The sequence below is a fragment of the Paraburkholderia eburnea genome (assembly GCF_002917095.1).
GTDB classification, from domain to species: Bacteria; Pseudomonadota; Gammaproteobacteria; order Burkholderiales; family Burkholderiaceae; genus Paraburkholderia; species Paraburkholderia eburnea.
This window is the reverse complement of sequence record NZ_PQGA01000010.1, coordinates 78,861-105,217: the sequence shown is the minus strand read 5'-3', so window position 1 is coordinate 105,217 and position 26,357 is coordinate 78,861. Positions and strand designations below refer to the sequence as shown.

Sequence of the window (26,357 nt, the reverse complement as noted above, 5' to 3'; positions counted from 1 at the left end):
TTGCACCGCCCGCGCCGGCAGGAAACTTCATGAAGCTCGAACACCCGGATCGTCTGATGAACACCTCGCTCTCGGCTCTCTCGCTCGCGGCGCTCGAAGCCCACGACGCCTTCGCCGCCCGTCATATCGGCCCGGACACGGCCGACCAGCAGGCGATGCTCGATGCGCTCGGCTTCGCCTCGCGCGCCGCGCTGATGGATGCGGTGATTCCCGCGCAGATCCGCCGCAAGGAAGCGCTGCCGCTCGGCCCCTTCGCGCAGCCGCGCACGGAAGCCGAAGCGATCGCCGCCCTGCGCGCGCTCGCGGACAAGAACCAGGTGTTCCGCTCGTACATCGGGCAGGGCTACTACGACACGCACACGCCGGCCGTCATCCTGCGCAACGTGCTCGAAAACCCGGCGTGGTACACGGCCTACACGCCGTATCAGCCGGAAATCTCGCAGGGCCGTCTCGAAGCCCTGCTGAACTATCAGCAGATGATCGTGGACCTCACGGGTCTCGCGATCTCCAACGCTTCGCTGCTCGACGAAGCCACCGCCGCCGCCGAAGCCATGACGCTCGTGCAGCGCGTGGGCAAGTCGAAGTCGAACGTGTTCTTCGTCGCCGACGACGTGCTGCCGCAAACCATCGAAGTCGTGAAGACGCGCGCGAAGCCGATCGGCATCGAAGTGAAGGTCGGCCCGGCGGCTGAAGCGGCCCAGGCTGGCGCCTTCGGCGTGCTGCTGCAATATCCGGGCGCCAACGGCGATGTGCGCGACTATCGCGAACTCGCCCAGGCCGTCCACGCGGCGGGCGGCGCGGTGATCGCCGCAGCCGATCTGCTCGCGCTCACCGTGCTCACGCCGCCGGGCGAATGGGGCGCGGACGTGGCCGTGGGCAACTCGCAGCGCTTCGGCGTGCCGATGGGTTTCGGCGGCCCGCACGCCGCCTACCTCGCGGTGAAGGACGAATTCAAGCGCCAGATGCCGGGCCGCCTCGTGGGCGTGACCGTCGATGCGAACGGCAACCCGGCGCTGCGCCTCGCGCTGCAAACGCGCGAGCAGCATATCCGCCGCGAGAAGGCCACCTCGAACGTCTGCACGGCGCAAGCGCTGCTCGCGATCATGGCCAGCATGTACGCGGTCTATCACGGCCCGCAGGGTCTCAAGCGCATCGCGCTGCGCGTGAACCGCGTCGCCGCGATCCTCGCGGCGGGCGCGCACAAGCTCGGCTATACGCTCGTCAACGAATCGTTCTTCGACACGCTCACTTTCGAAGCCGGCGCACGCGCCCAGGCGCTGCACGATGCGGCGCTTGCGCGCGGCATGAACCTGCGCCGCGTGAGCGAAACGCGCGTGGGCGTGTCCGTCGATGAAACCACGACGCGCGCCGATCTGGCCGATCTGCTGGCCGTATTCGCACAAGCCGCGTTTGCGGGCGAAACGCCGTCGGTCGATGCGCTCGACGCCGAACTGGCTGCCGCGAGCGCCGCGACGTTCCCGGCAACGCTTGCCCGCGAAAGCGCCTACCTCACGCACCCGGTCTTCAACCGTCATCATTCGGAAACGGAAATGCTGCGCTATCTGCGCAGCCTGTCGGACAAGGATCTCGCGCTCGACCGCTCGATGATTCCGCTCGGCTCGTGCACGATGAAGCTCAACGCGACCTCGGAAATGCTGCCGGTCACGTGGCCCGAATTCGGCCGCATCCACCCGTTCGCGCCCGCCGAGCAAACCGTCGGCTATCGCGAGATGGTCGATCAGCTCGAACAGATGCTCGTGGCCGCCACCGGCTACGCCGCCGTCTCGCTGCAGCCCAACGCCGGCTCGCAAGGCGAATACGCCGGTCTGCTCATCATCAAGGCGTACCACGCCTCGCGTGGCCAGGCCGATCGCAACGTCTGCCTGATTCCCGCTTCGGCGCACGGCACGAACCCGGCTTCGGCGCAGATGGCCGGCATGCAGGTCGTCGTGGTCGCGTGCGATACACAGGGCAACGTCGATCTCGCCGACCTCAAGGCCAAGGCCGATCAGCACGCCGCGAAGCTCGCGGCCATCATGATCACCTACCCGTCGACGCATGGCGTGTTCGAGCAGAACGTGCGCGAAGTCTGCGACATCGTGCACGCGCACGGCGGCCAGGTGTACGTCGATGGCGCGAACATGAACGCGATGGTGGGTCTTGCCGCGCCGGGCCAGTTCGGCGGCGACGTCTCGCACCTGAACCTGCACAAGACCTTCTGCATTCCGCACGGCGGCGGCGGCCCCGGTGTCGGTCCGGTCGCGGTCGGCGCGCACCTCGCGCAGTTCCTGCCGAACCAGCTTTCGTCGGGCTACAAGCGCGACGAGCACGGCATCGGCGCGGTGAGCGCGGCGCCTTACGGCTCGGCGTCGATCCTGCCGATTTCGTGGATGTACATCGCCATGATGGGTGCGGCCAACCTGAGCGCCGCCACCGAAACCGCAATCCTCAACGCCAACTACGTCGCCAACAAGCTCGCGCCGCACTATCCGGTGCTCTACAGCGGCCCCGGCGGGCTGGTCGCGCACGAGTGCATTCTCGATCTGCGTCCCATCAAGGATGCAAGCGGCATCACCGTGGACGACGTCGCCAAGCGTCTGATGGACTACGGCTTCCACGCGCCGACCATGAGCTTCCCGGTGCCGGGCACGCTGATGGTCGAGCCGACCGAATCGGAGTCGAAGGAGGAACTCGACCGCTTCATCGACGCGATGGTTGCAATCCGTGAGGAAATTCGCGCCGTCGAGGAAGGCCGCGCGGACAAGGAAGACAACCCGCTGCGTCACGCGCCGCACACGGCCGCCGTAGTGATCGCGAACGACTGGAAACATGCCTACTCGCGCGAGCAGGCCGCTTATCCGGTCGCGTCGCTCGCCGCGCGCAAGTACTGGCCGCCAGTCGGGCGCGCCGACAACGCGTATGGCGACCGCAATCTGTTCTGCTCGTGCGTGCCCGTCGGCGACTATGCCGACGAAGCGGCCGGTCAGGGCGCGGGCGAATAACACGCGTCCCTCGTCGCGTCCCCGCGCGCCCGCCAGCCGGCCCCGCTGCAAGGCGTTCGAGCCGCCGCGCGCCCCTTTTGGGGCCGCGGCGGCTTTTGCGCAACGCACATTTGCCGCCGCAAACGCCTGCCAAACCGTTAACATCACACACCTGTCAGCCTTGAATCAGGGAGTCGCGCATGGCGCGGAAGGTGGAAACGGCCTTTGCCGGGCATGCCCAGTTACTCGCTCGGTCACGAGTTCAGTCACTGAAGCGGGCAGTTCGGGCACGCACACGTGTCGCGGCCTGCTTCGTGAGCATGGGTCTTGCGGCCCTGGGCGCGGCGCAACCGGCGCGCGCGGCGATGAACTTCTGCGCGGCGCCCGCGCTGCAGACGAGCGAGCGCACCAATGCCGATCCGGGCGTGAAAGCGCTCGTGGCCGACGTGCAGTCGCACGTGAACGACACGCCGCATCCGCTCGCCAAACTGCATACGGAAGGCACGCTGCCGCACGAGGGCATCTACGACCAGAGCGTGGAGGCCGAAAAGGAACTCGACCTGATGCGCAATGCGGCGCTGGCCTGGCGTGCGACCAGCGACGACCGCTATCTGAAGCTGGTCGACCGCTTCCTGTTCGCGTGGGTCACGACCTATCAGCCGAGTTTCAACCCCATCGACGAAACCCATTTCGAAGGCCTGATCCTCGCCTACGACATGACCGCCAGTGCGCTGCCCGTGAAGACGCGCAACGCCACGATGGTGTTCCTGAACAAGTTCGCCAACGGCTACATCCAGCAGGTGGACGCGCAGCCGCGCCCGCTCAAGGGCACCTTCGCGAACAACTGGCAGAGCCATCGCGTCAAGCTGATTTCGATGATCGCGTTCACGCTCGACAACCGCAAGATGATTGCGGCGGCGCAGCGCCTCTTTATCGAGCATATCGGCGACAACGTCGCGCCCGATGGCTCGACGCTCGACTTCACCGAGCGCGACGCGCTGCATTACGTGACCTACGATCTGCAGCCGCTCGTGACGGCCGCGCTCGCCGCGCGCCGCCACAACCGCAACTGGCTGCCGGAGCGCGCCGCCAACGGCGCGACGCTGGCGGGCGCGCTGGACTGGCTGACGCCCTATGCCACGGGCGACAAAACGCACGAGGAATTCGTGCATTCGAGCGTGCCGTTCGACGCCAAACGCCGCGAAGCCGGGCTGCCCGGCTACACCGGCGCCTGGGACACGAAGAACGCCGCCGAGCTGTATCACCTTGCCGCGCGTCTGGACGGCCGTTACACGCCGATCGCGCTCAAGCTGGCGCCCACGCCACCCGCGTGGCTCGCCGTTTGCCTGCCGTTGCCGGCGCGCTAACCAGCGCGCAAGGGGTTGCAGCGGTGGCGCATTGAATTCGATGCCGCGCACCGCACCGTGCGGCATCCCCTGAAAACCGACACGATCAAGCAGGAGCAGCACCCATGGCAGTAAGCGTTTTCGATCTCTTCAAGATCGGTATCGGGCCGTCGAGCTCGCACACCGTCGGCCCGATGCGCGCCGCCCTGATGTTCGCCGAAGGGCTGGATCGCGACGGTCTGCTCGCGCCCACCGCGTCGGTGAAAGTCGAGCTGTACGGCTCGCTCGGCGCGACCGGCAAGGGCCATGGCACCGACCGCGGCGTCATGCTCGGCCTGATGGGCGACGCGCCCGACACCGTCAATCCCGACACCATCTCCGAGCGCCTCGAAGCCGTGCGCAACTCGCGCCTGCTGGCGCTGCTCGGCCATCACACGATTCCCTTCGTGATGAAGGAGCACATCGCCTTCTATCGCCAGGCGCTGCCCGAGCATCCGAACGGCATGAAGCTGCGCGCGCTCGACGCAAACGGCGAGACCCTGCGCGAGAGCACCTATCTGTCCGTGGGCGGCGGCTTCGTCGTCACGGCGGGCGCGCCCAATACCAAGGTGCTGGCCGCCGCCCAGCAGATGCCGCATCCGTTTCGCAGCGGCGCCGAACTCCTCGCGCTGTGCGCCTCGACGGGCAAGAGCATCGCGCAGTTGATGCTCGACAACGAGCGCGTCTGGCATAGCGACGAGGCAATCCGCACCGGCCTGTTGCGCATCTGGGACGTGATGCAGTCCTGCGTCACGCGCGGCTGCGGCATCGGCAACCCTGACGCCGAAGGCACGCTGCCCGGCCCGTTCCAGGTCAAGCGCCGCGCGCCGCAGCTCTATCGCGCGCTCACCGCGCATCCCGAACGCGCGCTGCAAGACCCGCTGTCGATGATCGACTGGATCAACCTCTACGCGATCGCCGTCAACGAAGAAAACGCCGCCGGCGGCCGGGTCGTCACCGCGCCGACCAACGGCGCGGCCGGCATCATCCCCGCCGTGCTGCACTACTACGTGCGCTTTACGCCCGGCGCGAACGAGCAAGGCGTGATCGACTTCCTGCTCACGGCCGCCGCCATCGGCATTCTCTACAAGCTCAACGCGTCGATCTCGGGCGCCGAAGTGGGCTGCCAGGGCGAAGTGGGCGTGGCCTGCTCGATGGCGGCGGGGGCGCTTGCGGCCGTGATGGGCGGCACGCCGCTGCAGGTCGAAAACGCCGCCGAAATCGGCATGGAGCACAACCTGGGCCTCACCTGCGATCCGGTCGGCGGCATGGTGCAGATTCCCTGCATCGAGCGCAACGCGATGGCGTCGGTGAAGGCCGTCAACGCCGCGCGCATGGCGCTGCGCGGCGACGGCGCGCATTACGTCTCGCTCGATTCCGTCATCAAGACCATGCGCGAAACCGGCGCCGACATGAAGACGAAGTACAAGGAGACGTCGCGCGGCGGCCTCGCGGTGAATATCGTCGAGTGCTGATCGCGGGCTGAAGCAAGCGCGGCAAGAACATATCGAAGCAGGATCGCAAAACCCGATTCAAGACTGAGAGGAGACAGCAACGCCATGCAGCAGCAGTCGAACGAAACCGCTTCACAGACCGCATCACAGACCGTCACCGGCGCGCGCCTCGTTGTCGATGCGCTCGTCGCCAATGGCGTCGGGCGCGTGTTCTGCGTGCCCGGGGAGAGCTATCTCGCTGTGCTCGATTCGCTGTCCGACGAGACCGCGCAGATCGAGACCATCGTGTGCCGCCACGAAGCGGCCGCGGCCAACATGGCGGAAGCGATCGGCAAGCTCACCGGCAAGCCGGGCGTGGCGCTCGTCACGCGCGGGCCGGGCGCCACGCACGCCTCCATCGGCGTGCATACGGCCTTCCAGGACTCCACGCCGATGATCCTGCTGATCGGCCAGGTCGCGCGCGAGCAGATGGATCGCGAGGCGTTCCAGGAGATCGATTACCGGCGCATGTTCGGGCAGATGGCGAAATGGGTCGCGCAGATCGACGACGCGCGCCGCGTGCCCGAATACCTGAGCCACGCCTTCCATATCGCGACGTCGGGCCGCCCTGGCCCCGTCGTGCTCGCGCTGCCCGAGGACATGCTGAGCGGCGCGATCCCCGCTTCCGAGGCGCAACGCACGCCGCCGGCCGCGCAGCGCGTGCAGGCGTCGCCCTCGGCGGCGCAAATGAAGCGCCTGAGCGAATTACTCAGCGGTGCGAAAAAACCCTTTGTGATCGCGGGTGGCCACGGCTGGACGCCCGAAGCGTGCGCCGACCTGCAACGCTTTATCGAAAACTGGCAGTTGCCCATTGGCCTCGCGTTCCGCTTCCAGGACACGCTGAGCAACGATCATCCGAACTACGCGGGCGATGTGGGTCTCGGCATCAATCCGGCGCTGGCGGCACGTATCCGCGACGCCGACGTGCTGCTCGCGCTCGGCCCGCGTCTGGGCGAATCCACGACGGGCGGCTACACGCTCTTCGACATCCCCAAAACGACGCAGACGCTCATTCACGTCCATCAGGGCGCGGAAGAACTCGGGCGCGTCTATGCAGCCGATCTGCCGATCGTCTCGGGTCTCGCCGAAATCGCGGCCTTGCTCGCGGCGCTGCCCGCGCCCGACATGCCCGCGTGGACCGGCGCGGCGACAGAGGCGCACGAGGCGTATCTGGCGTGGCGCGCGCCGCGCCCGATGCCCGGCGACGTGCAACTGGGCGAAGTGATGCAGCAACTGCGCGCGCGTCTGCCCGACGATGCGATCGTCACGAACGGCGCGGGCAATTACGCGACGTGGCTGCATCGGCACTTTGCGTACCGGCATTTCCGCTCGCAGCTCGCACCGACCAGCGGTGCGATGGGCTACGGCGTGCCCGCCGCGATCGCCGCGAAGTCGCTGTATCCGGAACGCGCCGTGGTGGCGCTCGCGGGCGACGGCTGCTTCATGATGGCTTCGTCGGAGCTGGCGACGGCGATGCAGTACGGTCTGAACGTGGTGTTCATCGTCGTGAACAACAGCCACTACGGCACGATCCGCATGCACCAGGAGCGCCACTATCCGGGCCGCGTGCATGGCACGCAACTCACGAACCCCGATTTCGCAGCCTTTGCGCAGTCGTTCGGCGCGCATGGCGAAGTCGTCACGAGCACGGCGCAGTTCGCCCCCGCGCTCGAACGCGCGCTCACTGCCGGCAAGCCCGCGCTCATCGAAATCCGCGTCACGAAGGAAGCCAGCACGCCCGCCGCCACGCTCGAACAGGTTCGCGAGCAAGGCCGCAAGCTGCGCCATTCCTGATTCAAAAGGAATCCTGAATAAGCTCACCTTTGCTGTAATCGAAGGCGAGCGCACAAAACAAAACCCCCGCGGATCTTGCGATCCTGCGGGGGTTTTTTACTTCTCTGCAGCTAGATCAGGCGCTTACTTGCCGCCCACGCTTTGCAGCGTCGTCCACTTGCCGTCGACAACCTTGTACAGCGTGATGCCGCCGTTCTTCAGGTCGCCCTTCGAGTCATAGGCGAGATCCTTCGCCGTGACGGCCGTCATGCTGGTCTTCGCGAGGAACGGCAGGTACTTGGCCGGGTCCGTCGAGTTGGCCTTCTTCATGGCGTCGAACATCGCCATCGCGCCGTCGTAAGCGTACGGCGAGTACGTCTGCACGTCTTCACCGAAGCGCTTCTTGTACTTCGCAACGTAGTCCTTGCCGCCCGGCATTTCTTCCAGCGGCAGGCCCGCGAGCGATGCCACCGTGCCGTTCGCCGCGTCACCCGCGATCTGCAGGAAGGTCGGCGTGTGAACCATTTCGCCGCCCATCAGCGGCGCCTTGATGCCCAGCGACTTCATCTGCTTGACCATCGGCGCGGCCTGCGAATCGGCGCCGCCGTAATAGATCAGGTCGGGGTTCTGCGCCTTCACCTTGGTCAGGATCGACTTGAAGTCGACGGCCTTGTCATTGGTGTATTCGCGGTCGATGATGTTGCCGCCCGCAGCCTTCGCGGCCTTGGCGAATTCGTCGGCGAGACCCTGGCCGTAAGCCGTGCGGTCGTCGACCACGACGATCTTCTTCATGCCGAGGCTCTTCACCGCGAACGTGCCCGCGACCGAACCTTGCTGCGTGTCCGACGTCATCATGCGGAACGTCGTCTTGAAGCCTTGCTGCGTGTATTCCGGCGCCGTGGCCATGGCGATTTCGGGGATGCCTGCGTTCGCGTAGATGCGCGAAGCCGGGATCGTCGTGCCCGAGTTGAAGTGGCCGAGCATGCCCTTGATACCGTCGTCGACGAGCTTCTGCGCGACCGTCGTGCCCGTGCGCGGGTCAGCCTGATCGTCCGCCGAATCCAGCACGAAACGCACCGGCTTGCCGCCGATCACCGGCTTGGTCGCGTTCATGTCTTCGACCGCGAGCGTGATGCCGTTCTGGAAGTCCTTGCCGTAGTGCGCCTGCGCACCCGTCATCGGGCCTGCGAAACCGACCTTGACGTCCTCGACCTGCTGCGCGTTTGCGGTCCCCGCCAGCGACAGGGCCGCAACCAGCGTTGCGCCTGCCAGCTGCTTCATCGTGTGTTGCATAGCTTCTCCTTGGTACCAGGTATCAGATGAGCGGCTTCGGCTCGTAGCTTTGCCGCTTCCTTGTCTTGAGACGACCGACAGTATGGACTGTGCTTAACCGATCGTCATCAGATTTGCATTGCCGCCAGCCGCGGCGGTATTCACGCTCACCGAGCGCTCCGTGAGCAGACGTTCGAGCGCGTAATCTTCGTCGCCGTTGGCGAGCGCGTGCGCCGCCACGCCCTGCACCGACACGATCGGGCCGGCGCGTTTGGCCACTTCCTTCACGAGCCCGAGCAGCTCGTCGCTATCGCCTTCGAACAGCACGGCGTCGAAGTCGGCATCGGCGGTTTTCTTGATCGCGACGTGAGCCTTCAGCGATGCCGGCAGCGCGTTGACGAGCGCGTCACCGGCCGCGCCCTGGAACAGCGCGCGGTTGCCCGTTGCCAGCACGACGGCGAGTTGCGCGCGCGCGCCGGTCGGCGTCGAGGCCACACACAGCACCGTGCCGCGCGCCGACAGCGTATAGGTGTTGCGCTCGCCCGTCGGGCCGGACAGCACGGCCGTCGCGCCCGCGAGCACGTATTGCAGATAGCCGTCGCAGCGCGCCGCGAGTGCGGGTTCGCGCTCGGCGATGAGCCAGTCGCGCAGCGTCGCGAGATTCGCGTGCGCGGAATTCCCGGCGCCTTCGCCTTGCGGCTGATCGACGATCAGCGCATTCGAGAGCGACTTCGGCAGACCGGCCGGACGCTTGGCCAGCAGACGCGACAGATACAGCGCGCCGCCCGCCTTCGGACCCGTGCCCGACAGCCCTTCGCCGCCGAACGGCTGCACGCCCACCACCGCGCCAATCACGTTGCGGTTCACGTAGATATTGCCCACATGCGCGCGGCCGATCACATGCGCGATGGTTTCGTCGATACGCGTGTGGATGCCCAGCGTCAGGCCGTAGCCCGTCGCGCGGATCTGTTCGAGCAGTTTGTCGAGCTGGCTGCGGCGATAACGGATCACGTGCAGCACGGGGCCGAACACTTCGCGCTTGAGTTCGTCGAGGCTGTCGATTTCGATCAGCGTCGGCGGCACGAAGGTGCCCTTCGCACAGTCGTCGCCCATCGGCATCTGCTGGACCTTGCGGCCCTTCTCGCGCATCGCGGCCACGTGCGCGTCGATGCCGCGCTTCGCTTCCACGTCGATCACCGGGCCGACGTCGGCCGACAGACGGTCCGGGTTGCCGACCGCCAGTTCCTGCATCGCGCCCGTGAGCATTTCGAGCGTGCGATCCGCCACGTCGTCCTGCAGGCACAGCACGCGCAGCGCCGAGCAACGCTGGCCCGCCGAGTCGAACGCGCTTTGCAGCACGTCGGCGACGACCTGTTCCGCGAGCGCCGACGAATCGACAATCATCGCGTTCTGGCCGCCCGTTTCGGCGATCAGCGGGATCGGACGGCCATCCGAATCCAGACGCTGCGACAGCGTCTTGTTGATGAGGCGCGCCACTTCGGTCGAGCCGGTGAACATGACGGCGCGCGTGCGGGCGTCGGCGACCAGCGCCGCGCCCACGGTTTCGCCGTCGCCCGGCAGCAGTTGCACGGCGCCGGCGGGCACGCCCGCCTCGCGCAGGATGCGCACGGCTTGCGCGGCGATCAGCGGCGTCTGTTCGGCGGGCTTCGCGAGCACGGTGTTGCCTGCGGCGAGCGCGGCGGCCACCTGGCCCATGAAGATCGCCAGCGGGAAATTCCACGGGCTGATACACACGACCGGACCGAGCGGGCGATGTGTGTCGTTCGAGAATTCCTCGCGGATCTGCGTCGAGTAATAGCGCAGGAAGTCGATCGCTTCGCGGATCTCCGCGATGGCGTTCGGCAGCGATTTGCCGGCTTCGCGCACGATCAGGCCCATCAGCGTGTGCATCTGGGCTTCGAGCAGATCGGCGGCGCGCGCGAGGCAATCGGCGCGCGCTTCGACCGGCGTGGCCTGCCAGATCGGCGCGGTGGCCACGGCGTGCGAGAGCGCGGCGCTCACGTGCTCGCTGGTGGCTTCCACCACCGTGCCCACGAGGTCGCGGTGATCGGACGGATTGCGCACGTCGCGCGCGCTCGTTGCGGAACCGCCTTCCGCAAGGTCGATATCCGCGAGCATCGGCGCGGCGCGCCACGGATGATGGGCGCTTGCCAGCAGCGCCGACGAGAGCGACGCCAGGCGATGTTCGTTCGAAAGGTCGAGGCCCATCGAATTCAGACGCTCGCTGCCATAGAGTTCGCGCGGCAGCGGGATCTTCGTGTGCGGTGCGCCCAGCGGCACGACCTTCGTGGCGTCATCGACCGGGTCCGTGACGAGTTCGCTGACCGGCACGGTTTCATCGGCGATGCGGTTCACGAACGAGGTGTTCGCGCCGTTTTCAAGCAGACGGCGCACGAGGTACGCAAGCAGCGTTTCGTGGGTGCCGACCGGCGCGTAGACGCGGCACGGACGGTTGAGCTTGCCCTGCGCGAGCGGGCCGGTGACTTCTTCGTAGAGCGGCTCGCCCATGCCGTGCAGGCACTGGAATTCGTACTGGCCGGGGTAGTAGTTGTTGCCCGCGAGGTGATAGATCGCCGACAGCGTGTACGCGTTGTGCGTGGCGAACTGCGGATACACCGCATCGGGCGCGCCCAGCAGCTTCTTCGCGCACGCGAGGTACGACACGTCGGTGTAGATCTTGCGCGTGTAGACCGGATAGCCTTCGAGGCCATCGACCTGCGCGCGCTTGATTTCGGTATCCCAGTACGCGCCCTTCACGAGGCGCACCATGATGCGGTGACGGCTGCGGCGCGCGAGATCGACGATGTAGTCGATCACGAACGGGCAGCGCTTCTGGTACGCCTGCACCACGAAGCCAATGCCGTTCCAGCCCGCCAGTTCCTGGTCGAAACAGAGCGCTTCGAGCAGATCGAGCGAGAGTTCGAGCCGGTCGGCTTCTTCGGCGTCGATGTTCAGGCCGATGTCATAGCGGCGCGCGAGCACGGCAAGCGCGCGCACGCGCGGCAGCAGCTCGCTCATCGTGCGCTCCTGCTGCGCGCGCGAATAGCGTGGATGCAGCGCGGAGAGCTTGATCGAAATGCCCGGGCCTTCGTAGATGCCGCGCCCGCCCGCCGCCTTGCCGATCGCGTGGATCGCCTGCTCGTAAGAGGCGTAGTAGCGCTGCGCATCGGCTTCGGTCGTGGCGGCTTCGCCGAGCATGTCGTACGAATAGCGAAAGCCCCGTGCTTCGAACTTGCGGCTGTTCGCCAGCGCTTCGGAGATGTTTTCGCCGGTGACGAACTGCTCGCCCATCAGGCGCATCGCCATATCGACGCCCTTGCGGATCAGCGGCTCGCCGCCCTTGCCGATCATGCGTGTGAGCGCCGACGACAGACCCGTTTCGCTATTCGTCGTCACCAGCTTGCCGGTGATCATGAGGCCCCACGTGGCGGCGTTCACGAACAGCGACGGCGCGTGGCCGACGTGCGATTTCCAGTCGCCCTTGCTGATCTTGTCGCGGATCAGCGCGTCGCGCGTCGCGCGGTCGGGAATGCGCAGGAGCGCCTCGGCCAGACACATCAGCGCCACGCCTTCCTGGCTCGACAGCGAGAACTCGTGGATCAGGCCTTCGACGCCACCACCGGTGCGCTTGGCGCGCAGCGTTTCGACCAGCTTCGTGGCCAGCTTCGTGACGTCGCCGGTGAGGTTGGCCGGCAGACGCGCCTCGCCGATCAGGAACGGCACGCATTCCGGTTCCGGGCGGCGGTACGCGGCGGTAATGGCCGCGCGCAGCACCGACTGCGGTTGCACGTTCTGGGCGAATTCGAGGAAGGGGTGCGACGCGTATTCGTCGGGGCCGTCGCCGGTTGCGCCCTCGGTGAGATCGGCGGCGCTCACATGGCCGTTCAGCTCGGGCGGCAGTTGCCCGTTCTCGATCTTTTCGAGGTACGCGAAGATGGCCTGCTTGATGAGCCAGTGCGGGGTGCGCTCGAGGCGCGTAGCGGCATCTTTGAGCCGCGAGCGGAGGAGGTCATCGACCTTGACGCCAAGGGTGGTGCTAGCCATGTTTCCTTCGTATGCCGGCTGACCCGCACCGGCCAAAGACTAAAAAGTTGGCGAATCGTACCCCTCCCAAAAAAAAGGTGCAACCAATTTCTCGGATTGGTTGCACCCCGCCGAAAACCCCACGCAGCCTGGGTTTGCGGCTGGTGGCGGCATCCGGGCGACGGCCGGTTGCGCTCGGTATTTTCCCTGGGCGTGATTCTTTTTTGTCGCCCTGTTCAAACCGCATCGTTTGCCGATATACAGGCATGACGGGGAGCCGGCCAGTCCGGCGCGAGGACCAGAAAATGGAAAAGTGGATGGTGATGGCAGGTGTGTGGAGCATGTGCGCGCTGTGCGCCGTGCTGTTTATCCGGGGCGCGACGGCAACGACGTCCCGGCGCTTGCGTGCGGCGCAACCTGAGAGCGGCGAAGCGGCTCACGCGGCCCAACGCTGAGGCGTCGCGAGCGGCCCGCTTTGCGCGGGACCGCATCGTGACGACAAGCCGCAAGAATGGTTTTGCCCGGCGCATCGGCTAGCGCATCGACCAACATGCGCGGCCATCGCGCCGCAAGCCCGTCTTGAGCGGCGCATTGCGCGCCTTCGTATTCGTGGCCTGGCAGCGCTCAGGTCAACGCTCAAATATCGAGCGGATCGACTTCCAGATTCCAGCGCAGCACGCCGCGCAACCCGCGCAGGGTCGGCAGCCACGCTCGCAGCGTGGCCTGTAGCGCGGCGCGCGAACTGCTTTCCACGAGCAGTTGGGCGCGGTGGACATTCATCACCTTGACGATCGTGAGCGGCACCGCGTCATAGGCCATCACGCGCGAAGCGGTGGGCATCGCCGCGAGCGCCTTGGCGGCTTCGGCGAGAAACGCCAGCGCCGCCTCCAGCGTGCGTCCCTCGGCGCGCAGCAGCGCCTGATAAACGAAGGGGGGCAGGTGTGCGTCCCGACGCTCCGCGATCTGCGAATTCGCGAAACCCACGTAATCGTGGCGCGCGAGCGCGTGATAGATCGCGTGGCGCGGATAGCGCGTCTGCACCATCACCTCGCCGGGCAACCCGGCGCGGCCCGCGCGGCCGCTCACCTGCATCAGTTGCGCGAACAGGCGCTCGCTTGCGCGGAAGTCGTGCGAGAACAGCGCGTTATCGGCATTCATGACGCCCACCAGCGAGACGCGCTGGAAGTCGTGTCCCTTGGCGACCATCTGCGTGCCGACGAGGATGTCGACTTCGCCCGCATGCACGTCCGAAAAGAGCGCCTGGGCGCTGCCCTTGCGGCGCGTGCTATCGGCGTCGATGCGCAGCACCCGCGCGCCCGGCACCGCGCTCGCGAGCGCTTCCTCGATGCGCTGCGTACCGCGCCCCATCGGCGCGATATCGACGTTGCCGCAATCCGGGCACGAGTGCGGAATACGCGATTCCCAGCCACAGTGGTGGCAGCGCAGCGCCCGCTCGGGCTTGTGCAGGACCACGTAGGCGCTGCAGCGCGGGCAGCCCGCCACCCAGCCGCAGGCGTCGCAGGACAGCACCGGCGCATAGCCGCGCCGGTTCAGGAAGATGAGGCTCTGTTCGCCACGTTCGAGCCGCGCCTTCATCGCCGCGATCAGCGGGCCGGACAGCCCTTCGAACGACGCGCGTCCGCGCCGGCGCTCCTCTTCCAGATCGATCAGTCTGATGCTCGGCAGCACGGCTTCGGCGACGGCGCGGCGCGACAGCGTGAGGCGCGTGTAGCGGCCCTGTTCGGCTTGCCACCAGCTTTCCAGCGAGGGCGTAGCCGAACCCAATACGACCGGCACCTCGAGCTGCTTGGCGCGCCAGACGGCCAGGTCGCGCGCCGAGTAGCGCAGCCCTTCCTGCTGCTTGTAGGCGGGATCGTGTTCCTCGTCGACCACCAGCATCGCCAGGCGCGGCAGCGATGCCATCACGGCCAGCCGCGTGCCCAGCACGATGCGCGCGCGTTCCGTGTGCGCCGCGAGCCAGTGGCGCGCGCGCTCGCCTTCGGCAAGACCGCTATGCAGCGTGACGATGGCGTCGTCGGGCAGCACGCCCGCGAAGCGCGTGCGGAAGGCGGCCTCGAACTGCGGCGTGAGGTTGATTTCGGGGACGAGGACGAGTGCCTGGGCGTCGGGCGCGCGTTCGAGCAGGCCCGCGAGCGCGCGCAGATACACCTCGGTCTTGCCGCTGCCGGTCACGCCATGCAGCAGAAACGGCGCGAAGCCGCGCGATTCGAGGATTGCCTCTACGGCTTCGGCCTGTTCGTCGCTTAGCTGATGCAAGGCGGATCGCGCGGACGCTTCGGCAGCGTTGGCGACTGCGCTTGCGGCAGATCGCGCCGCGCCGAACTCGACGCGCTCGTACTCGACCCACCCCGCCTCGCGCCACGATTCGAGCGTGGCGGCGGCCTTGGGATGCAGCGCGCGAGCGTCGGCAAGGTCCAGCTCGGTGGCCTCCAGCAGCGCCTGCGCCAGCCGCCGCAAGACCTGCGCGCGCGCGGGCAGCGCATCGGGCAACGCATCGCGTCCAGCGGGCAGCACGCGATAACGCTCCTCGGGCGCGAGCAGCCGCTCCCAGCGCGCCGGATCGCGCAGCGCCTGCGGCAGCGCCGGCAACGCGACCTCGCCCAGACCGCGCTGATAGTAATCGGCGGCGAAACCCACCAGATCGAGCCACTGCCCCGACAGCGGCGGACACGACGCGCACACGGCGCTAACGTCGCGCAGCTTGTTCGCGGGCACCTCGCTGTGAGCGCTCACTTCGAAGATCAGCCCCACCGCTTCGCGTCGGCCGAACGGCACGCGCACCAGTATGCCGGGTTGCGGCGCGGGCGCGTCGGGCGGATAGCGGTAGTCGTAAAGCGCGGTCAGCGGATGGTCGAGCGCCACGCGCACGAAGCGCGGCGTCATGGCCCACCCCATTTCGGACGACGCGCGTACGGTGCGCTGGCGAACAGACGCCCGACCTTAAAGTGAATCGTCACTTTTTGCGCTAAGTTTTGGATTCCGCTGAACAATCACGCTCCGCGTCGCCGCGCCTGTGGATAACTTTGTTAAGAACTCGGCCCGAGCGCCCGGCCGGCCGGCTGGCGCGGTCATTATGTGGAACACCGCACAAATGGCCGTGGAGCGGCGAAAGCCTTGTCTGTCAAGGGTCTGATTGATTGTTCACTGCCCAGGATATCGCCCTGCGGCAATTTTTCCGTCTTGCGCGCCGCAACGAGACAAGTGTGTATAAGTCAAGTCTTGACAGCGGCGCGATGGCGTCTGGATGGCCTGTTGCGCCGCGCGCGGCCCTGATGCCGAGAGCCCAGCACGCTGCGGCGCAACATAAAATTCACACGGCGGCGTGCAGTGCGCGGCTATGGCGATGGACCTCGTCAACCAGCTCGGCGACGCTTTCCGGCGGCGTGAATTGCGAGATGCCGTGACCCAGATTGAAGACGTGGCCCGGATGCGCGCCGAAGCTGTCGAGCACCGCGCACGCCTGTTCGCGGATCGCCGCCGGCGACGCGAACAGCACGCTCGGATCGAGGTTGCCCTGGAGCGCCACGCGATCGCCCACACGCTCACGCGCGCGGCCGAGGTTCACGGTCCAGTCGAGCCCGACCGCATCGACACCGGTTTCGGCGATCTCGTCGAGCCACAGGCCGCCGCCCTTCGTGAAGGTGATGACAGGCACGCGCTCGCCGTCGTGCTCGCGCTTGAGTTGCGCGACCACGCGACGAATGTATTCGAGCGAGAAGCGCTGATAGATGCCGTCGGCAAGCGCCCCGCCCCACGTATCGAAAATCATGACGGCCTGCGCGCCCGCCTCGATCTGCGCGTTCAGATAGGCGGCCACGGCCTGCGCGTTAACTTCGAGGATGCGCGTCATCAGGTCCGGGCGCGCGTAAAGCATCGACTTCACGGTGCGGAAATCGTCCGAGCCGCCGCCTTCGACCATGTAGCACGCGAGCGTCCATGGGCTGCCCGAAAAGCCGATCAGCGGCACGCGCTGGCGCCCCTGGCCGTCAGTGAGCGCGCGGCGGATCTCGCGCACGGCGTCGGTCACATAACCGAGCGTCGCGCCGATGTCGGGCACCGCGAGCTTCGCGACGTCTTCCTCGGTGCGCACGGGATGCGCGAACTTCGGACCCTCGCCCGCCTGGAACGACAGGCCGAGACCCATCGCATCGGGAATCGTCAGGATGTCCGAGAACAGGATCGCCGCGTCGAGCGGATAGCGCTCCAGCGGTTGCAGCGTCACTTCGGTCGCGTAATCGGGATTCTTCGCCAGGCCGAGGAAACTGCCCGCGCGGCTGCGCGTGGCGTTGTACTCCGGCAGATAGCGGCCCGCCTGACGCATCAGCCAGATCGGCGTGTACTCGGTCGGCTGGCGCAGCAAGGCGCGCAGGAAGGTGTCGTTCAGAAGGGTGTGGGCCACGTGCGGAGGCGCTTGCGCGCGAGATTCGGAAGCGGGCAGCTATTTTACCGGAGCTACCGCTGCCGCATGGCGCTGATGGCCGGGATAAGGGTACGCGCGGCACGCGAGCCAATCAAGCCAATCGGGAGAGTCCATGGTTATCGCGCAGGCGGCCGCGGACTATGATCGCAAACCAGTGCGCCCGAGAACATCGACATCAACCCGCGCGCGAGGAGACAACCCAGATGAACAAAAACAGGATCGCGGCGGCGTGCGCGCTGCTTTGCGCATGCGTCGCCGCGCTGGCCATCACGCCGGCTGCGTTCGCCGAGAGCGCGGGGGCGCCTTCGCGGCTCGACGAGGTGATCGCGCGCGGCACGCTGCGCGCGTGCACGACCGGCGACTACAAGCCCTATTCGTTCTATAAGCCGGACGGCACGTTCGAGGGCATCGACATCGACATGACCGAATCGCTCGCGAAGTCGCTGGGCGTGAAGGCCGAGTTCGTGAAGACCAGCTGGTCGAATCTCATGAACGATTTCCTCGCGAAGTGCGATGTTGCGGTGGGCGGCGTGTCCACTTCGCTCGATCGCCAGAAGCGCGCCTTCTTCACCGAGCCGTATCAGATCGATGGCAAGACGCCCATCGTGCGTTGCGACGACGTGAACAAGTACCAGAGCGTCGCGCAGATCGATCAGCCAACCACTCGCGTGATCGTGAATCCGGGCGGCACGAATGAGCGCTTCGCAAGGCAGTTTTTCCCGCACGCGAATCTCACCGTCTATCCCGACAACGTGACGATCTTCAAGCAGATCCTCGCGGGCAAAGCCGACGTGATGGTGACCGACGCTTCCGAAACGCTCCTGCAACAGAAGCTCAATCCGGGGCTTTGCTCAGTGCATCCCGACAAGCCGTTCCAGTACGGCGAGAAAGCATGGATGGTGCCGCGCGGCGATGTGGTCTTCCAGCAATACGTCGATCAGTGGCTGCATCTGCTGCGCGCAAGCGGCGAGTACCAGGCGATCTCGGACAAATGGCTGAAGTGATTGTTGCGACGTGCGCGCTCCATGCGTTGCTATCGATAATGCATCGATGAGTCCTGGCGCCGCGTCTCGCGGCGCGACAACGTTCGTTAATCCGTATGACGAGTTGCAACCACTCGTTGCAATCGGATATGACCCATCATTGCATGTCATACATGAATGCGAACGTGAATGCCCGTTGCATGTGCGAGGCAAATTTGCGTTTTCGTGTGACGGATAGCGTGTTTCGCCTATACAGCGTAGCTTTCGTCATGCACGTGGAATACCGCATTGCAATGCGGCACATTTGCGGCCTGACTACGCACTAAAATGCAGGTAAAAATGACTTTCGCAAAACGATCAGGATGGCAAAAAATCCCGCGAAGCCTTATTTGACGGGCGTTACAACCTGAAACACTTTGTTACCGCGAAGGTTCATTAATTCGCCCACAATGCCTTCAACGGTTTCAACACGGATGTGGCTCGGTGCGAAGTGTGAGCGGACACGATCACCGGCCGGTCGGCATTAGCCGAAGCCCTTGCTTAGGGGCATCCTTGCTGGAGCCGTGACCGGCGTTTCATACGTTCCAGCCGACTCCTCCTTTGGTCTCCTCGCGCTAACCCCGTAGCGTGTGGTTTTTAGCGGGCTCCAGGCCCGCTTTTTTTTCGTCCGCAGTTTCCCGCGGTTTCCCTTCAGTTTCCCAATCTCTTCTTTTAAGCGCTATTCGCCGATGCATTTTGCTGCACTGGCAAGACCCTGCACGCTCGCTTCGGCTTGAATGGACTGACTCGATCGCCAGCCCATTCCTTCGTTATCCAGACTAATTTCAAACGCGCCGACGCTTCGCTCAGGCCGTCTTCTGCTCGGTGATCTTCAGCTCATCGATCATGCGTGCGCGCATGACGAACTTCTGCACCTTGCCCGTCACCGTCATCGGCAACTCATCGACGAACCGGATGTACTTCGGGATCTTGTAGTGCGCAATCTGCCCCTGGCAGAACGCCTGGATCTCTTCGGCGGTCGCGCCCTCGCCAGGACGCAGCACGATCCACGCGCACACTTCCTCGCCGTACTTCGCATCGGGCACGCCGAACACCTGCACCGACTGCACCTTCGGATGGCGGAACAGAAACTCCTCGATTTCGCGCGGATAAATGTTCTCGCCGCCACGAATCAGCATGTCCTTGAGGCGCCCGACGATATTGCAGTAACCCTCGGCGTCGAGCGTCGCGAGATCACCCGTGTGCATCCAGCCATCGACGATCGATTCGGCCGTTTTGGCTTCATCGCCCCAATAGCCGCGCATCACCGAATAGCCCTTCGTGCAAAGCTCGCCGGTCTCGCCCACCGGCACGATATTGCCCAGCGCATCGACGATCTTCACTTCCAGATGTGGCTGGATACGGCCCACCGTGGTCGTGCGCTTGTCGAGCGGATCAGTCGTCGCGCTCTGGAACGAGACGGGACTCGTCTCCGTCATGCCGTAGGCGATGGTGATTTCCGCGAGGTGCATCTTCGAGACCACGCGCTTCATCGTTTCGATCGGGCACGGCGAGCCGGCCATGATGCCCGTGCGCAGGCGCGATAGATCGAAGCTCGCGAAATCGGGATGATCGAGTTCGGCGATAAACATCGTCGGCACGCCATGTAGCGCCGTGCAGCGCTCGTCCGAAACGGCCTGCAGCGTCGCGCGCGGGTCGAACGCCTCGCCGGGGAATACCATGTTCGCGCCCACGGAGACGCAGGCCAGCACGGCGAGCACCATGCCGAAGCAGTGATAGAGCGGCACCGGAATGCAGAGCGAATCCTCTTCGGACAGACGCATCGCCATGGCGATGAAGCGCCCGTTATTGAGCACGTTGCGGTGCGTGAGCGTCGCGCCCTTCGGGTTGCCCGTCGTGCCGCTCGTGAACTGGATGTTGATGGGATCGTCGGCGCTTAGCGTCGAACCGATGGCCTCCAGTTCGCTCTTGCCGGTTTGCGCCAGGCGCACGCGGCCCTGCTCGATCACGTCGCTGAAATTGAGCATGCCGGGCGTGTCGGTGTCGCACATGCGGATCACCGCGCGCAATTCCGGCAGCTTCGCAGCGTGCAAGTCACCTGGCGTCGAATGCGCGAGTTCCGGTGCCAGCGTTTGAAGCATCTCCAGATACTTCGAGGTCTTGAAGCTTTCCGCCGCGACGATGGCCTTGCAGCCCACCTTGTTCAGCGCGTATTCGAGTTCGGCCAGGCGATACGCGGGATTGATGTTGACCAGCACGGCGCCAATGCGCGCCGTCGCGAACTGCGTGAGCAGCCACTCCACGCGATTGGGCGACCAGATCCCTACGCGGTCGCCCGGCTCGATGCCCAGCGCGAGAAAGCCCGCGGCCAGCACATCCACTTCGTCGGCGAACTCGCGCCAGTTCCAGCGGATGCCCTGTTCGCGGAACACCACCGCGGGCCGCTCTGGAAAGCGCTGCGCGGTGTCGAGCACAAACGCGCCGATGGTCGCGTCGCTCAAGGGCGTGGTGGCGCTGCCGCGCACATAGGAAAGCCCGTCTTTCGGCGCGATGAGCGCTTCGCGCGGGGCGCTAGCTGCGGCTGCGTCGATTGCCATGGTGGCTGTCTCCCCGGGAGTCTGCGTCCCGTTTGAAATGGATTTGAAATCGATTGTGCCACCGCCCTTGAGGCCAGCAGCATCAAGTTTTACCCGCAGCGCATGGGCCGCGAACACGCTCGCCGATCGTACCGCCGGAAAGCACGAAGGCATGATTTCGCATTACCTTTCCGTAAACGTCAAGTAGTTTTTCTCGTTCGCTGAGGGCCTCCTGGGGATCGGGCGGCATATCAGGCTCGGACCGACGCCGCCACCGATTTGTCCCAGCGCAAGCAATTGCGCTTCCAGCGCCGGCACGCCGTGCCATCGCGTCGCGCTTCACCTGTATCTGATGGACTTTTCTTTCAATACGTAATGGAATGCGCCTGTTGCGAACGTTTAACCGTGTTTTTGCCTTCTTATTTTTATTCGGATTACTGATCTAACTCCCATGTAGATGCCGTCTTTTTAGGAGCAGTGATGAGCGCCCGTTTTGCCCCCAGTTTCATCCTTCTGTCCAAGAAGATCAGTGCCGGTGTCCCCGGCTCCGATGCCAATGGATATTCCGATCCGGCCGATACGATCCAGTACGCGTTTGGCGTCGTACCCGAAGGCACCCAATATGGAGACATCGCCAATCCAGATGGCTCGGTCAACACGAACAGGCTGATCGGCGGTGCGCTTTTGGTCGTCGGAGCGAACAATGTCCGGCTACCACTCGCGCCGGGCAAATACTGGCTCTACGAATTTGTCATCGGCCGCGATCCTGACGGCGTGTCGTTCAAGTTCTATCAGCGCACAGGGTGGGACCTCACGGCGCTCATCGGAGGCGAACTCCGCGGGCCCGAAAATGACGACGGCGCGGTCCGCTTCGAAATAGCAGCCGGTGCGGCTGACCTGCCGATCGTCGGCATCAACAAATCGCTCTGCGTGGAAATCGACAAATGCGTAAGCGGCGGCCGGGGCCGTAAAGCAGGCATTCTGTTCTTCGGCACGAGTTCCTATCTCGGCCTCACGCAGATCGGGTCCGAGAACTTCGACGGCACCGCGGTGGTTCGGCTGGGCGTCACCGGCGCCGATGGTAAATTGCGCCTCGACGGCTTCCAGTCGGGCAACAACGTGTTCATTCACGAAGTCGTGCGCAAGGCGGACTACGACGCCGGCGTGCGCCCCGAAGCCATGGACGTCTACCAGTTCGACGGCTCGCTCTGGTTCAATGCCGGGTTCCCCGACGCGCACGAAGTCACACAGGACGAACTCGACGCGCTTCTCCAGAACCCCAAGTTCACCGCTGCAGCACGCGAGCTGATTCGGGCCAACATCCATGTCGGCGACTGGCTCTTCACGAACCAGAATTACTTCTATCAGCGCCAGGGCGTGATGCGCGTCGAGGTGACCAATAACAACAAATCCAAAGGCAAGCTGCGTCTTTCGAAGAAGATCTGGGCCAGCGTACCAGGCTCCGATGCCAACGGCTACTCCGATCCGGCCAATACGATCCAGTACGCGTTTGGCGTCGTGCCCGAAGGCACGCATTACGGTGAAATCGCGCTGGCCGACGGTTCCGTCGATACGAGCAAACTCATCGGCGGCGTGCTGATGGTGGTCGGCGCGAACGAGGTCGAGCTGCAACTCGAACCCGGCAGATACTGGCTCTACGAATTCGTCATCGCGCGCGCCGCGGACGGCGTCTCGCTGCGTTTCTTCCAGCGTACCGGCTGGGATTTCACGGCCTTGGTCGACGGCGAGCGGCACGCGCCCGTCGACGATATCGACGGTGCAGTGTTCTTCGAGATCAGCGCACGGACTTCGCTGGTCGAGATCGCGGGCGTCAACAAGTCGGTGAGCGTGCAGATCGACAAACGCTTCACACCCGGCGCGCAGGACAAGGAGAAGGAAGGCATCCTGTTTATCGCCACGAGTTCGTATCTCGGCGTGCTGCCGCTCGCGGACAACGGCATCGGCTCCAGCAACGACCGGGCGATCGTGCGGCTCGGCGTAACGGGCCCTGGCGGGGGCGTGCGGCTCGACGGCTTCACCTCGGGCAACAACGTGTTCATTCACGAGATCGTGCCCCAGGACATCTATGATGCAGGCATCATGCCGGTCAGCATGAGCGTCTACGGACTCAACGGGGCGCCCATGTTCACGTCGGAGTTCAAGCTTCAGGGCGCGCTGCGTCAGGGCGAAGACTGGCGCGATGACGAGAACCAGCACCGCATCACCGAAGCCGATCTCGACGCCCTGCTCGCCGAACCCAAGCTCACGCCTGCGGGCCGCGCACTGATCCTCAAGCACGTTCAAGTGGGCGACTACCTGTTCTCCAACACGCACTATTTCGCCGAGCGCCAGGGCGTCATGCGCGTCGAAGTGCTGAACGACAGCGGTCGCGGCTAACCCGCTCGCGGGCGCCAATGAAAAAGGGCTCCCTGATCAGGGAGCCCTTTAGCTTTCCGATACCACACGCGCAAGCGGGCGCGGTCCGGAATCAGTGCTGATTCATCTTGCGCAGGCGCTGGATCGCCGCGAGTTGCGCCACGGCATAGGCCAGTTCAGCCTGTGCGGTTGCGTACTCGAGGTTCGAACCGGCGTTCTGCAGCGCCTCTTCGGCGCGCTTGCGTGCTTCACCAGCCTTCGCTTCGTCGAGATCCTTACCACGGATCGCGGTATCGGCGAGGACCGTCACGGCACCCGGCTGCACTTCGAGAATGCCGCCTGCGACGAACACGAACTCTTCCTTGTCGTCTTCCGCCACGATGCGCACAGCGCCCGGACGAATACGCGTGATCAGCGGCGTGTGGCCCGGCAGAATGCCCAGTTCGCCCGCTTCACCCGGAAGCGCGATGAACTTCGCCTGGCCGTCGAAGATGCTCTCTTCGGCGCTGACGACGTCTACCTTGATGGTTGCTGCCATATGTTCGACTCCTGGGGTCAAGGGATTGCGGCGGCGAGATCAGTCACCGCTGACTGATGCCTGCGTGACGAATCTCGCCTCATTGCCTGCAACTCAACCCTTACTGGATCTTCTTGGCCTTTTCGAAGGCTTCGTCGATCGTGCCGACCATGTAGAACGCCTGCTCCGGCAGGTGATCGCATTCGCCGTCAACGATCATCTTGAAGCCGCGGATGGTTTCCTTCAGCGGCACGTACTTGCCCGGCGAGCCCGTGAAGACTTCCGCGACGTGGAACGGCTGCGACAGGAAACGCTGGATCTTACGTGCGCGGGCGACCGACAGCTTGTCTTCCGGCGACAGTTCGTCCATGCCCAGAATCGCGATAATGTCGCGCAGTTCCTTATAGCGCTGGAGCGTCTGCTGCACGCGGCGCGTGATCGAGTAGTGCTCTTCGCCGATCACGTTCGGGTCGATCTGGCGCGAGGTCGAGTCGAGCGGATCGACTGCCGGGTAGATACCCAGCGAAGCGATGTCACGCGACAGCACGACGGTTGCGTCCAGATGGCCGAAGGTCGTAGCCGGCGACGGGTCGGTCAAGTCGTCCGCAGGAACGTACACGGCCTGAACCGACGTAATCGAACCCTTCTTCGTGGACGTGATGCGCTCTTGCAGCTTGCCCATCTCTTCTGCCAGCGTCGGCTGATAGCCCACTGCCGACGGCATACGGCCGAGCAGTGCCGACACTTCCGTGCCAGCCAGCGTGAAACGGTAGATGTTGTCGACGAAGAACAGAACGTCGAGGCCTTCGTCGCGGAAGTGCTCGGCCATCGTCAGACCCGTCAGCGCGACGCGCAGACGGTTGCCCGGCGGCTCGTTCATCTGGCCGTAGACCAGCGCGACCTTGTCCAGAACGTTCGAGTCCTTCATTTCGTGGTAGAAGTCGTTGCCCTCACGGGTACGCTCGCCCACGCCGGCGAACACGGAGAAACCACCGTGTTCCTTCGCGATGTTGTTGATGAGCTCCATCATGTTGACGGTCTTGCCCACGCCTGCACCGCCGAACAGACCGACCTTGCCGCCCTTTGCGAACGGGCAGACCAGGTCGATGACCTTGATGCCGGTTTCGAGCAGTTCCGCCGAAGGCGACAGGTCTTCGAACGCCGGTGCCTTCTGGTGAATCGCGCGCGTCGTCTCGCTGACGATCGGGCCCGCTTCGTCGATCGGGCGACCGAGCACGTCCATGATACGGCCGAGCGTCGGCTTGCCGACCGGCACGCTGATGGGCTTGCCCGTGTTCTTCACCACGGTGCCGCGGCGCAGGCCGTCCGACGCACCCAGACAGATGGTGCGCACAACGCCGTCGCCGAGCTGCTGCTGCACTTCGAGGGTCAGATCTGACCCTTCGAGGATCAGCGCGTCGTAGATCTTCGGCATGTTCGTACGCGGGAATTCCACGTCGATCACCGCGCCGATGCACTGTACGATCTTGCCTTCTACCAAAGCAGTTGTACTCATCGATTTTCCTTTAGATACCTGAATTCTTACTCGCCTGCCGGATTGCACCGGCGCGGTTGCGCGTTCGGTTCGCGTTTCCCGAAGGTCAGACGGCTGCTGCGCCGCCGACGATTTCCGAAAGTTCCTTCGTAATCGCGGCCTGGCGGCTCTTGTTGTACGAGAGCTGCAGTTCGTTAATGACCGTCTTCGCGTTGTCCGACGCCGCCTTCATCGCGACCATACGTGCGGACTGCTCCGACGCCATGTTTTCCGCCACGGCCTGATAGACCAGTGCTTCGACATAGCGGACCAGCAGTTCGTCCACGACGGTTTGCGCGTCCGGCTCGTAGATGTAGTCCCATTGCGACTTCGGCGTCGCACCGTCGTCCTCGCCACCGTTCAGGCGCTCGGTCGACAGCGGCAGCAGCTGCTCGATCACCGGCTCCTGCTTCATCGTGTTGACGAAGCGGGTGTACGCCAGGTAGACCGCCGAGATCTTGCCTTCCGAGTACTGGTCGAGTTGCACCTTGATGGCGCCGATCAGCTTTTCGAGGTGAGGCGTGTCGCCGAGCTGCACGACGTTCGAGACGACCTTCGCGCGCAGACGGTTCAGGAAACCGAGGCCCTTGGTGCCGATCGCAGTTGCCTCGATCGACTTGCCGGACGCTTCCAGATCCTTGAACTTCTGCAGCGTCGCGCGCAGCACGTTGGTGTTCATCCCGCCGCACAGACCCTTATCGGTCGTGACGAGAATGACGCCTGCGGCCTTCGCATCGTTGTTTTCCACCATGAACGGGTGGCGATACTCGGGGTTCGCACGGCTCATGTGCGCAGCGATGTCGCGGACCTTGTCGGCATACGGGCGAGCAGCGCGCATGCGCTCCTGGGCGCGGCGCATCTTCGATGCCGCGACCATTTCCATCGCCTTGGTGATCTTGCGCGTGTTTTGCACGCTCTTGATCTTGCCGCGAATTTCCTTCATTCCAGCCATTGCTTGCTCCTTTGTCGACCCGGATCAGCG

Annotated in this window: 14 protein-coding genes; 6 read left to right on the top strand and 8 right to left on the bottom strand. The window is 64.9% G+C overall.

Annotated elements, in window-relative coordinates:
• The first annotated feature begins 29 nt into the window (after positions 1–29).
• The 4 genes from gcvP (at position 30) to B0G62_RS18730 (ending at position 7,653) form a co-directional block, all read left to right on the top strand.
• Complete coding sequence (gcvP, locus tag B0G62_RS18745) at positions 30–3,002, top strand: aminomethyl-transferring glycine dehydrogenase (RefSeq protein WP_103705717.1); 2,973 nt, start codon at positions 30–32, stop codon at positions 3,000–3,002.
• Positions 3,003–3,181: 179 nt separating this feature from the next.
• The gene (locus tag B0G62_RS18740) at positions 3,182–4,348 is read left to right on the top strand and encodes an alginate lyase family protein (RefSeq protein WP_103705716.1); all 1,167 of its coding nucleotides are present in this window, start codon (positions 3,182–3,184) and stop codon (positions 4,346–4,348) included.
• A 104-nt stretch (positions 4,349–4,452) separates the two neighbouring features.
• Positions 4,453–5,841: an L-serine ammonia-lyase gene (locus B0G62_RS18735; RefSeq protein ID WP_103705715.1), complete on the top strand. Its 1,389-nt coding sequence runs from the start codon at positions 4,453–4,455 to the stop codon at positions 5,839–5,841.
• An 84-nt stretch (positions 5,842–5,925) separates the two neighbouring features.
• Complete coding sequence (locus tag B0G62_RS18730; protein ID WP_103705714.1) at positions 5,926–7,653, top strand: thiamine pyrophosphate-binding protein; 1,728 nt, start codon at positions 5,926–5,928, stop codon at positions 7,651–7,653.
• Positions 7,654–7,776: 123 nt separating this feature from the next.
• On the opposite strand, the gene B0G62_RS18725 is transcribed toward B0G62_RS18730, so the two are convergent.
• From B0G62_RS18725 to hemE, 4 genes are all read right to left on the bottom strand, one after another.
• Positions 7,777–8,925, bottom strand: a complete 1,149-nt coding sequence (locus B0G62_RS18725; protein WP_103705713.1) for a branched-chain amino acid ABC transporter substrate-binding protein — start codon at positions 8,923–8,925, stop codon at positions 7,777–7,779.
• 93 nt (positions 8,926–9,018) lie between these two features.
• Entirely contained in the window at positions 9,019–12,969 is a 3,951-nt protein-coding gene (putA, locus tag B0G62_RS18720; protein ID WP_103705712.1) for a trifunctional transcriptional regulator/proline dehydrogenase/L-glutamate gamma-semialdehyde dehydrogenase, read from the bottom strand.
• Positions 12,970–13,584: 615 nt separating this feature from the next.
• Positions 13,585–15,852, bottom strand: coding sequence for a primosomal protein N' (locus tag B0G62_RS18710; protein ID WP_103705710.1), 2,268 nt, complete (start codon positions 15,850–15,852; stop codon positions 13,585–13,587).
• A 427-nt stretch (positions 15,853–16,279) separates the two neighbouring features.
• A complete protein-coding gene (gene hemE, locus B0G62_RS18705; protein ID WP_103705709.1) occupies positions 16,280–17,368 on the bottom strand; it encodes a uroporphyrinogen decarboxylase in 1,089 nt (362 codons plus the stop codon).
• Positions 17,369–17,592: 224 nt separating this feature from the next.
• Here hemE and B0G62_RS18700 point away from each other — a divergent pair, with 224 nt between their 5' ends.
• Complete coding sequence (locus B0G62_RS18700; RefSeq protein WP_103705708.1) at positions 17,593–18,393, top strand: transporter substrate-binding domain-containing protein; 801 nt, start codon at positions 17,593–17,595, stop codon at positions 18,391–18,393.
• An 824-nt stretch (positions 18,394–19,217) separates the two neighbouring features.
• Here the strand turns inward: B0G62_RS18700 and B0G62_RS18695 are convergent.
• Positions 19,218–20,969, bottom strand: a complete 1,752-nt coding sequence (locus B0G62_RS18695; RefSeq protein ID WP_103705707.1) for an AMP-binding protein — start codon at positions 20,967–20,969, stop codon at positions 19,218–19,220.
• Between the two features lie 459 nt (positions 20,970–21,428).
• Between B0G62_RS18695 and B0G62_RS18690 the strand changes: the two genes are divergently transcribed.
• Positions 21,429–23,345: a hypothetical protein gene (locus tag B0G62_RS18690; protein WP_103705706.1), complete on the top strand. Its 1,917-nt coding sequence runs from the start codon at positions 21,429–21,431 to the stop codon at positions 23,343–23,345.
• Positions 23,346–23,436: 91 nt separating this feature from the next.
• Here the strand turns inward: B0G62_RS18690 and B0G62_RS18685 are convergent, their stop codons facing one another.
• From B0G62_RS18685 to atpG, 3 genes are all read right to left on the bottom strand, one after another.
• A complete protein-coding gene (locus B0G62_RS18685; RefSeq protein ID WP_103705705.1) occupies positions 23,437–23,862 on the bottom strand; it encodes a F0F1 ATP synthase subunit epsilon in 426 nt (141 codons plus the stop codon).
• 100 nt (positions 23,863–23,962) lie between these two features.
• Positions 23,963–25,357 (bottom strand): F0F1 ATP synthase subunit beta, encoded by a 1,395-nt coding sequence (gene atpD / locus B0G62_RS18680; RefSeq protein ID WP_103705704.1) that lies wholly within the window; start codon positions 25,355–25,357, stop codon positions 23,963–23,965.
• Positions 25,358–25,442: 85 nt separating this feature from the next.
• A complete protein-coding gene (gene atpG / locus B0G62_RS18675; protein WP_103705703.1) occupies positions 25,443–26,327 on the bottom strand; it encodes a F0F1 ATP synthase subunit gamma in 885 nt (294 codons plus the stop codon).
• Between the last annotated feature and the right edge of the window lie 30 nt (positions 26,328–26,357).

Coding starts and splice junctions, on each gene's coding strand:
- B0G62_RS18700 (WP_103705708.1), top strand. CDS start 17,593: ATGAACAAAAACAGGATCGCGGCGGCGTGCGCGCTGCTTTGCGCATGC.
- B0G62_RS18740 (WP_103705716.1), top strand. CDS start 3,182: ATGGCGCGGAAGGTGGAAACGGCCTTTGCCGGGCATGCCCAGTTACTC.
- atpD (WP_103705704.1), bottom strand. CDS start 25,357: ATGAGTACAACTGCTTTGGTAGAAGGCAAGATCGTACAGTGCATCGGC.
- putA (WP_103705712.1), bottom strand. CDS start 12,969: ATGGCTAGCACCACCCTTGGCGTCAAGGTCGATGACCTCCTCCGCTCG.
- B0G62_RS18695 (WP_103705707.1), bottom strand. CDS start 20,969: ATGGCAATCGACGCAGCCGCAGCTAGCGCCCCGCGCGAAGCGCTCATC.
- B0G62_RS18725 (WP_103705713.1), bottom strand. CDS start 8,925: ATGCAACACACGATGAAGCAGCTGGCAGGCGCAACGCTGGTTGCGGCC.
- atpG (WP_103705703.1), bottom strand. CDS start 26,327: ATGGCTGGAATGAAGGAAATTCGCGGCAAGATCAAGAGCGTGCAAAAC.
- B0G62_RS18685 (WP_103705705.1), bottom strand. CDS start 23,862: ATGGCAGCAACCATCAAGGTAGACGTCGTCAGCGCCGAAGAGAGCATC.
- B0G62_RS18730 (WP_103705714.1), top strand. CDS start 5,926: ATGCAGCAGCAGTCGAACGAAACCGCTTCACAGACCGCATCACAGACC.
- B0G62_RS18735 (WP_103705715.1), top strand. CDS start 4,453: ATGGCAGTAAGCGTTTTCGATCTCTTCAAGATCGGTATCGGGCCGTCG.
- B0G62_RS18690 (WP_103705706.1), top strand. CDS start 21,429: ATGAGCGCCCGTTTTGCCCCCAGTTTCATCCTTCTGTCCAAGAAGATC.
- B0G62_RS18710 (WP_103705710.1), bottom strand. CDS start 15,852: ATGACGCCGCGCTTCGTGCGCGTGGCGCTCGACCATCCGCTGACCGCG.
- gcvP (WP_103705717.1), top strand. CDS start 30: ATGAAGCTCGAACACCCGGATCGTCTGATGAACACCTCGCTCTCGGCT.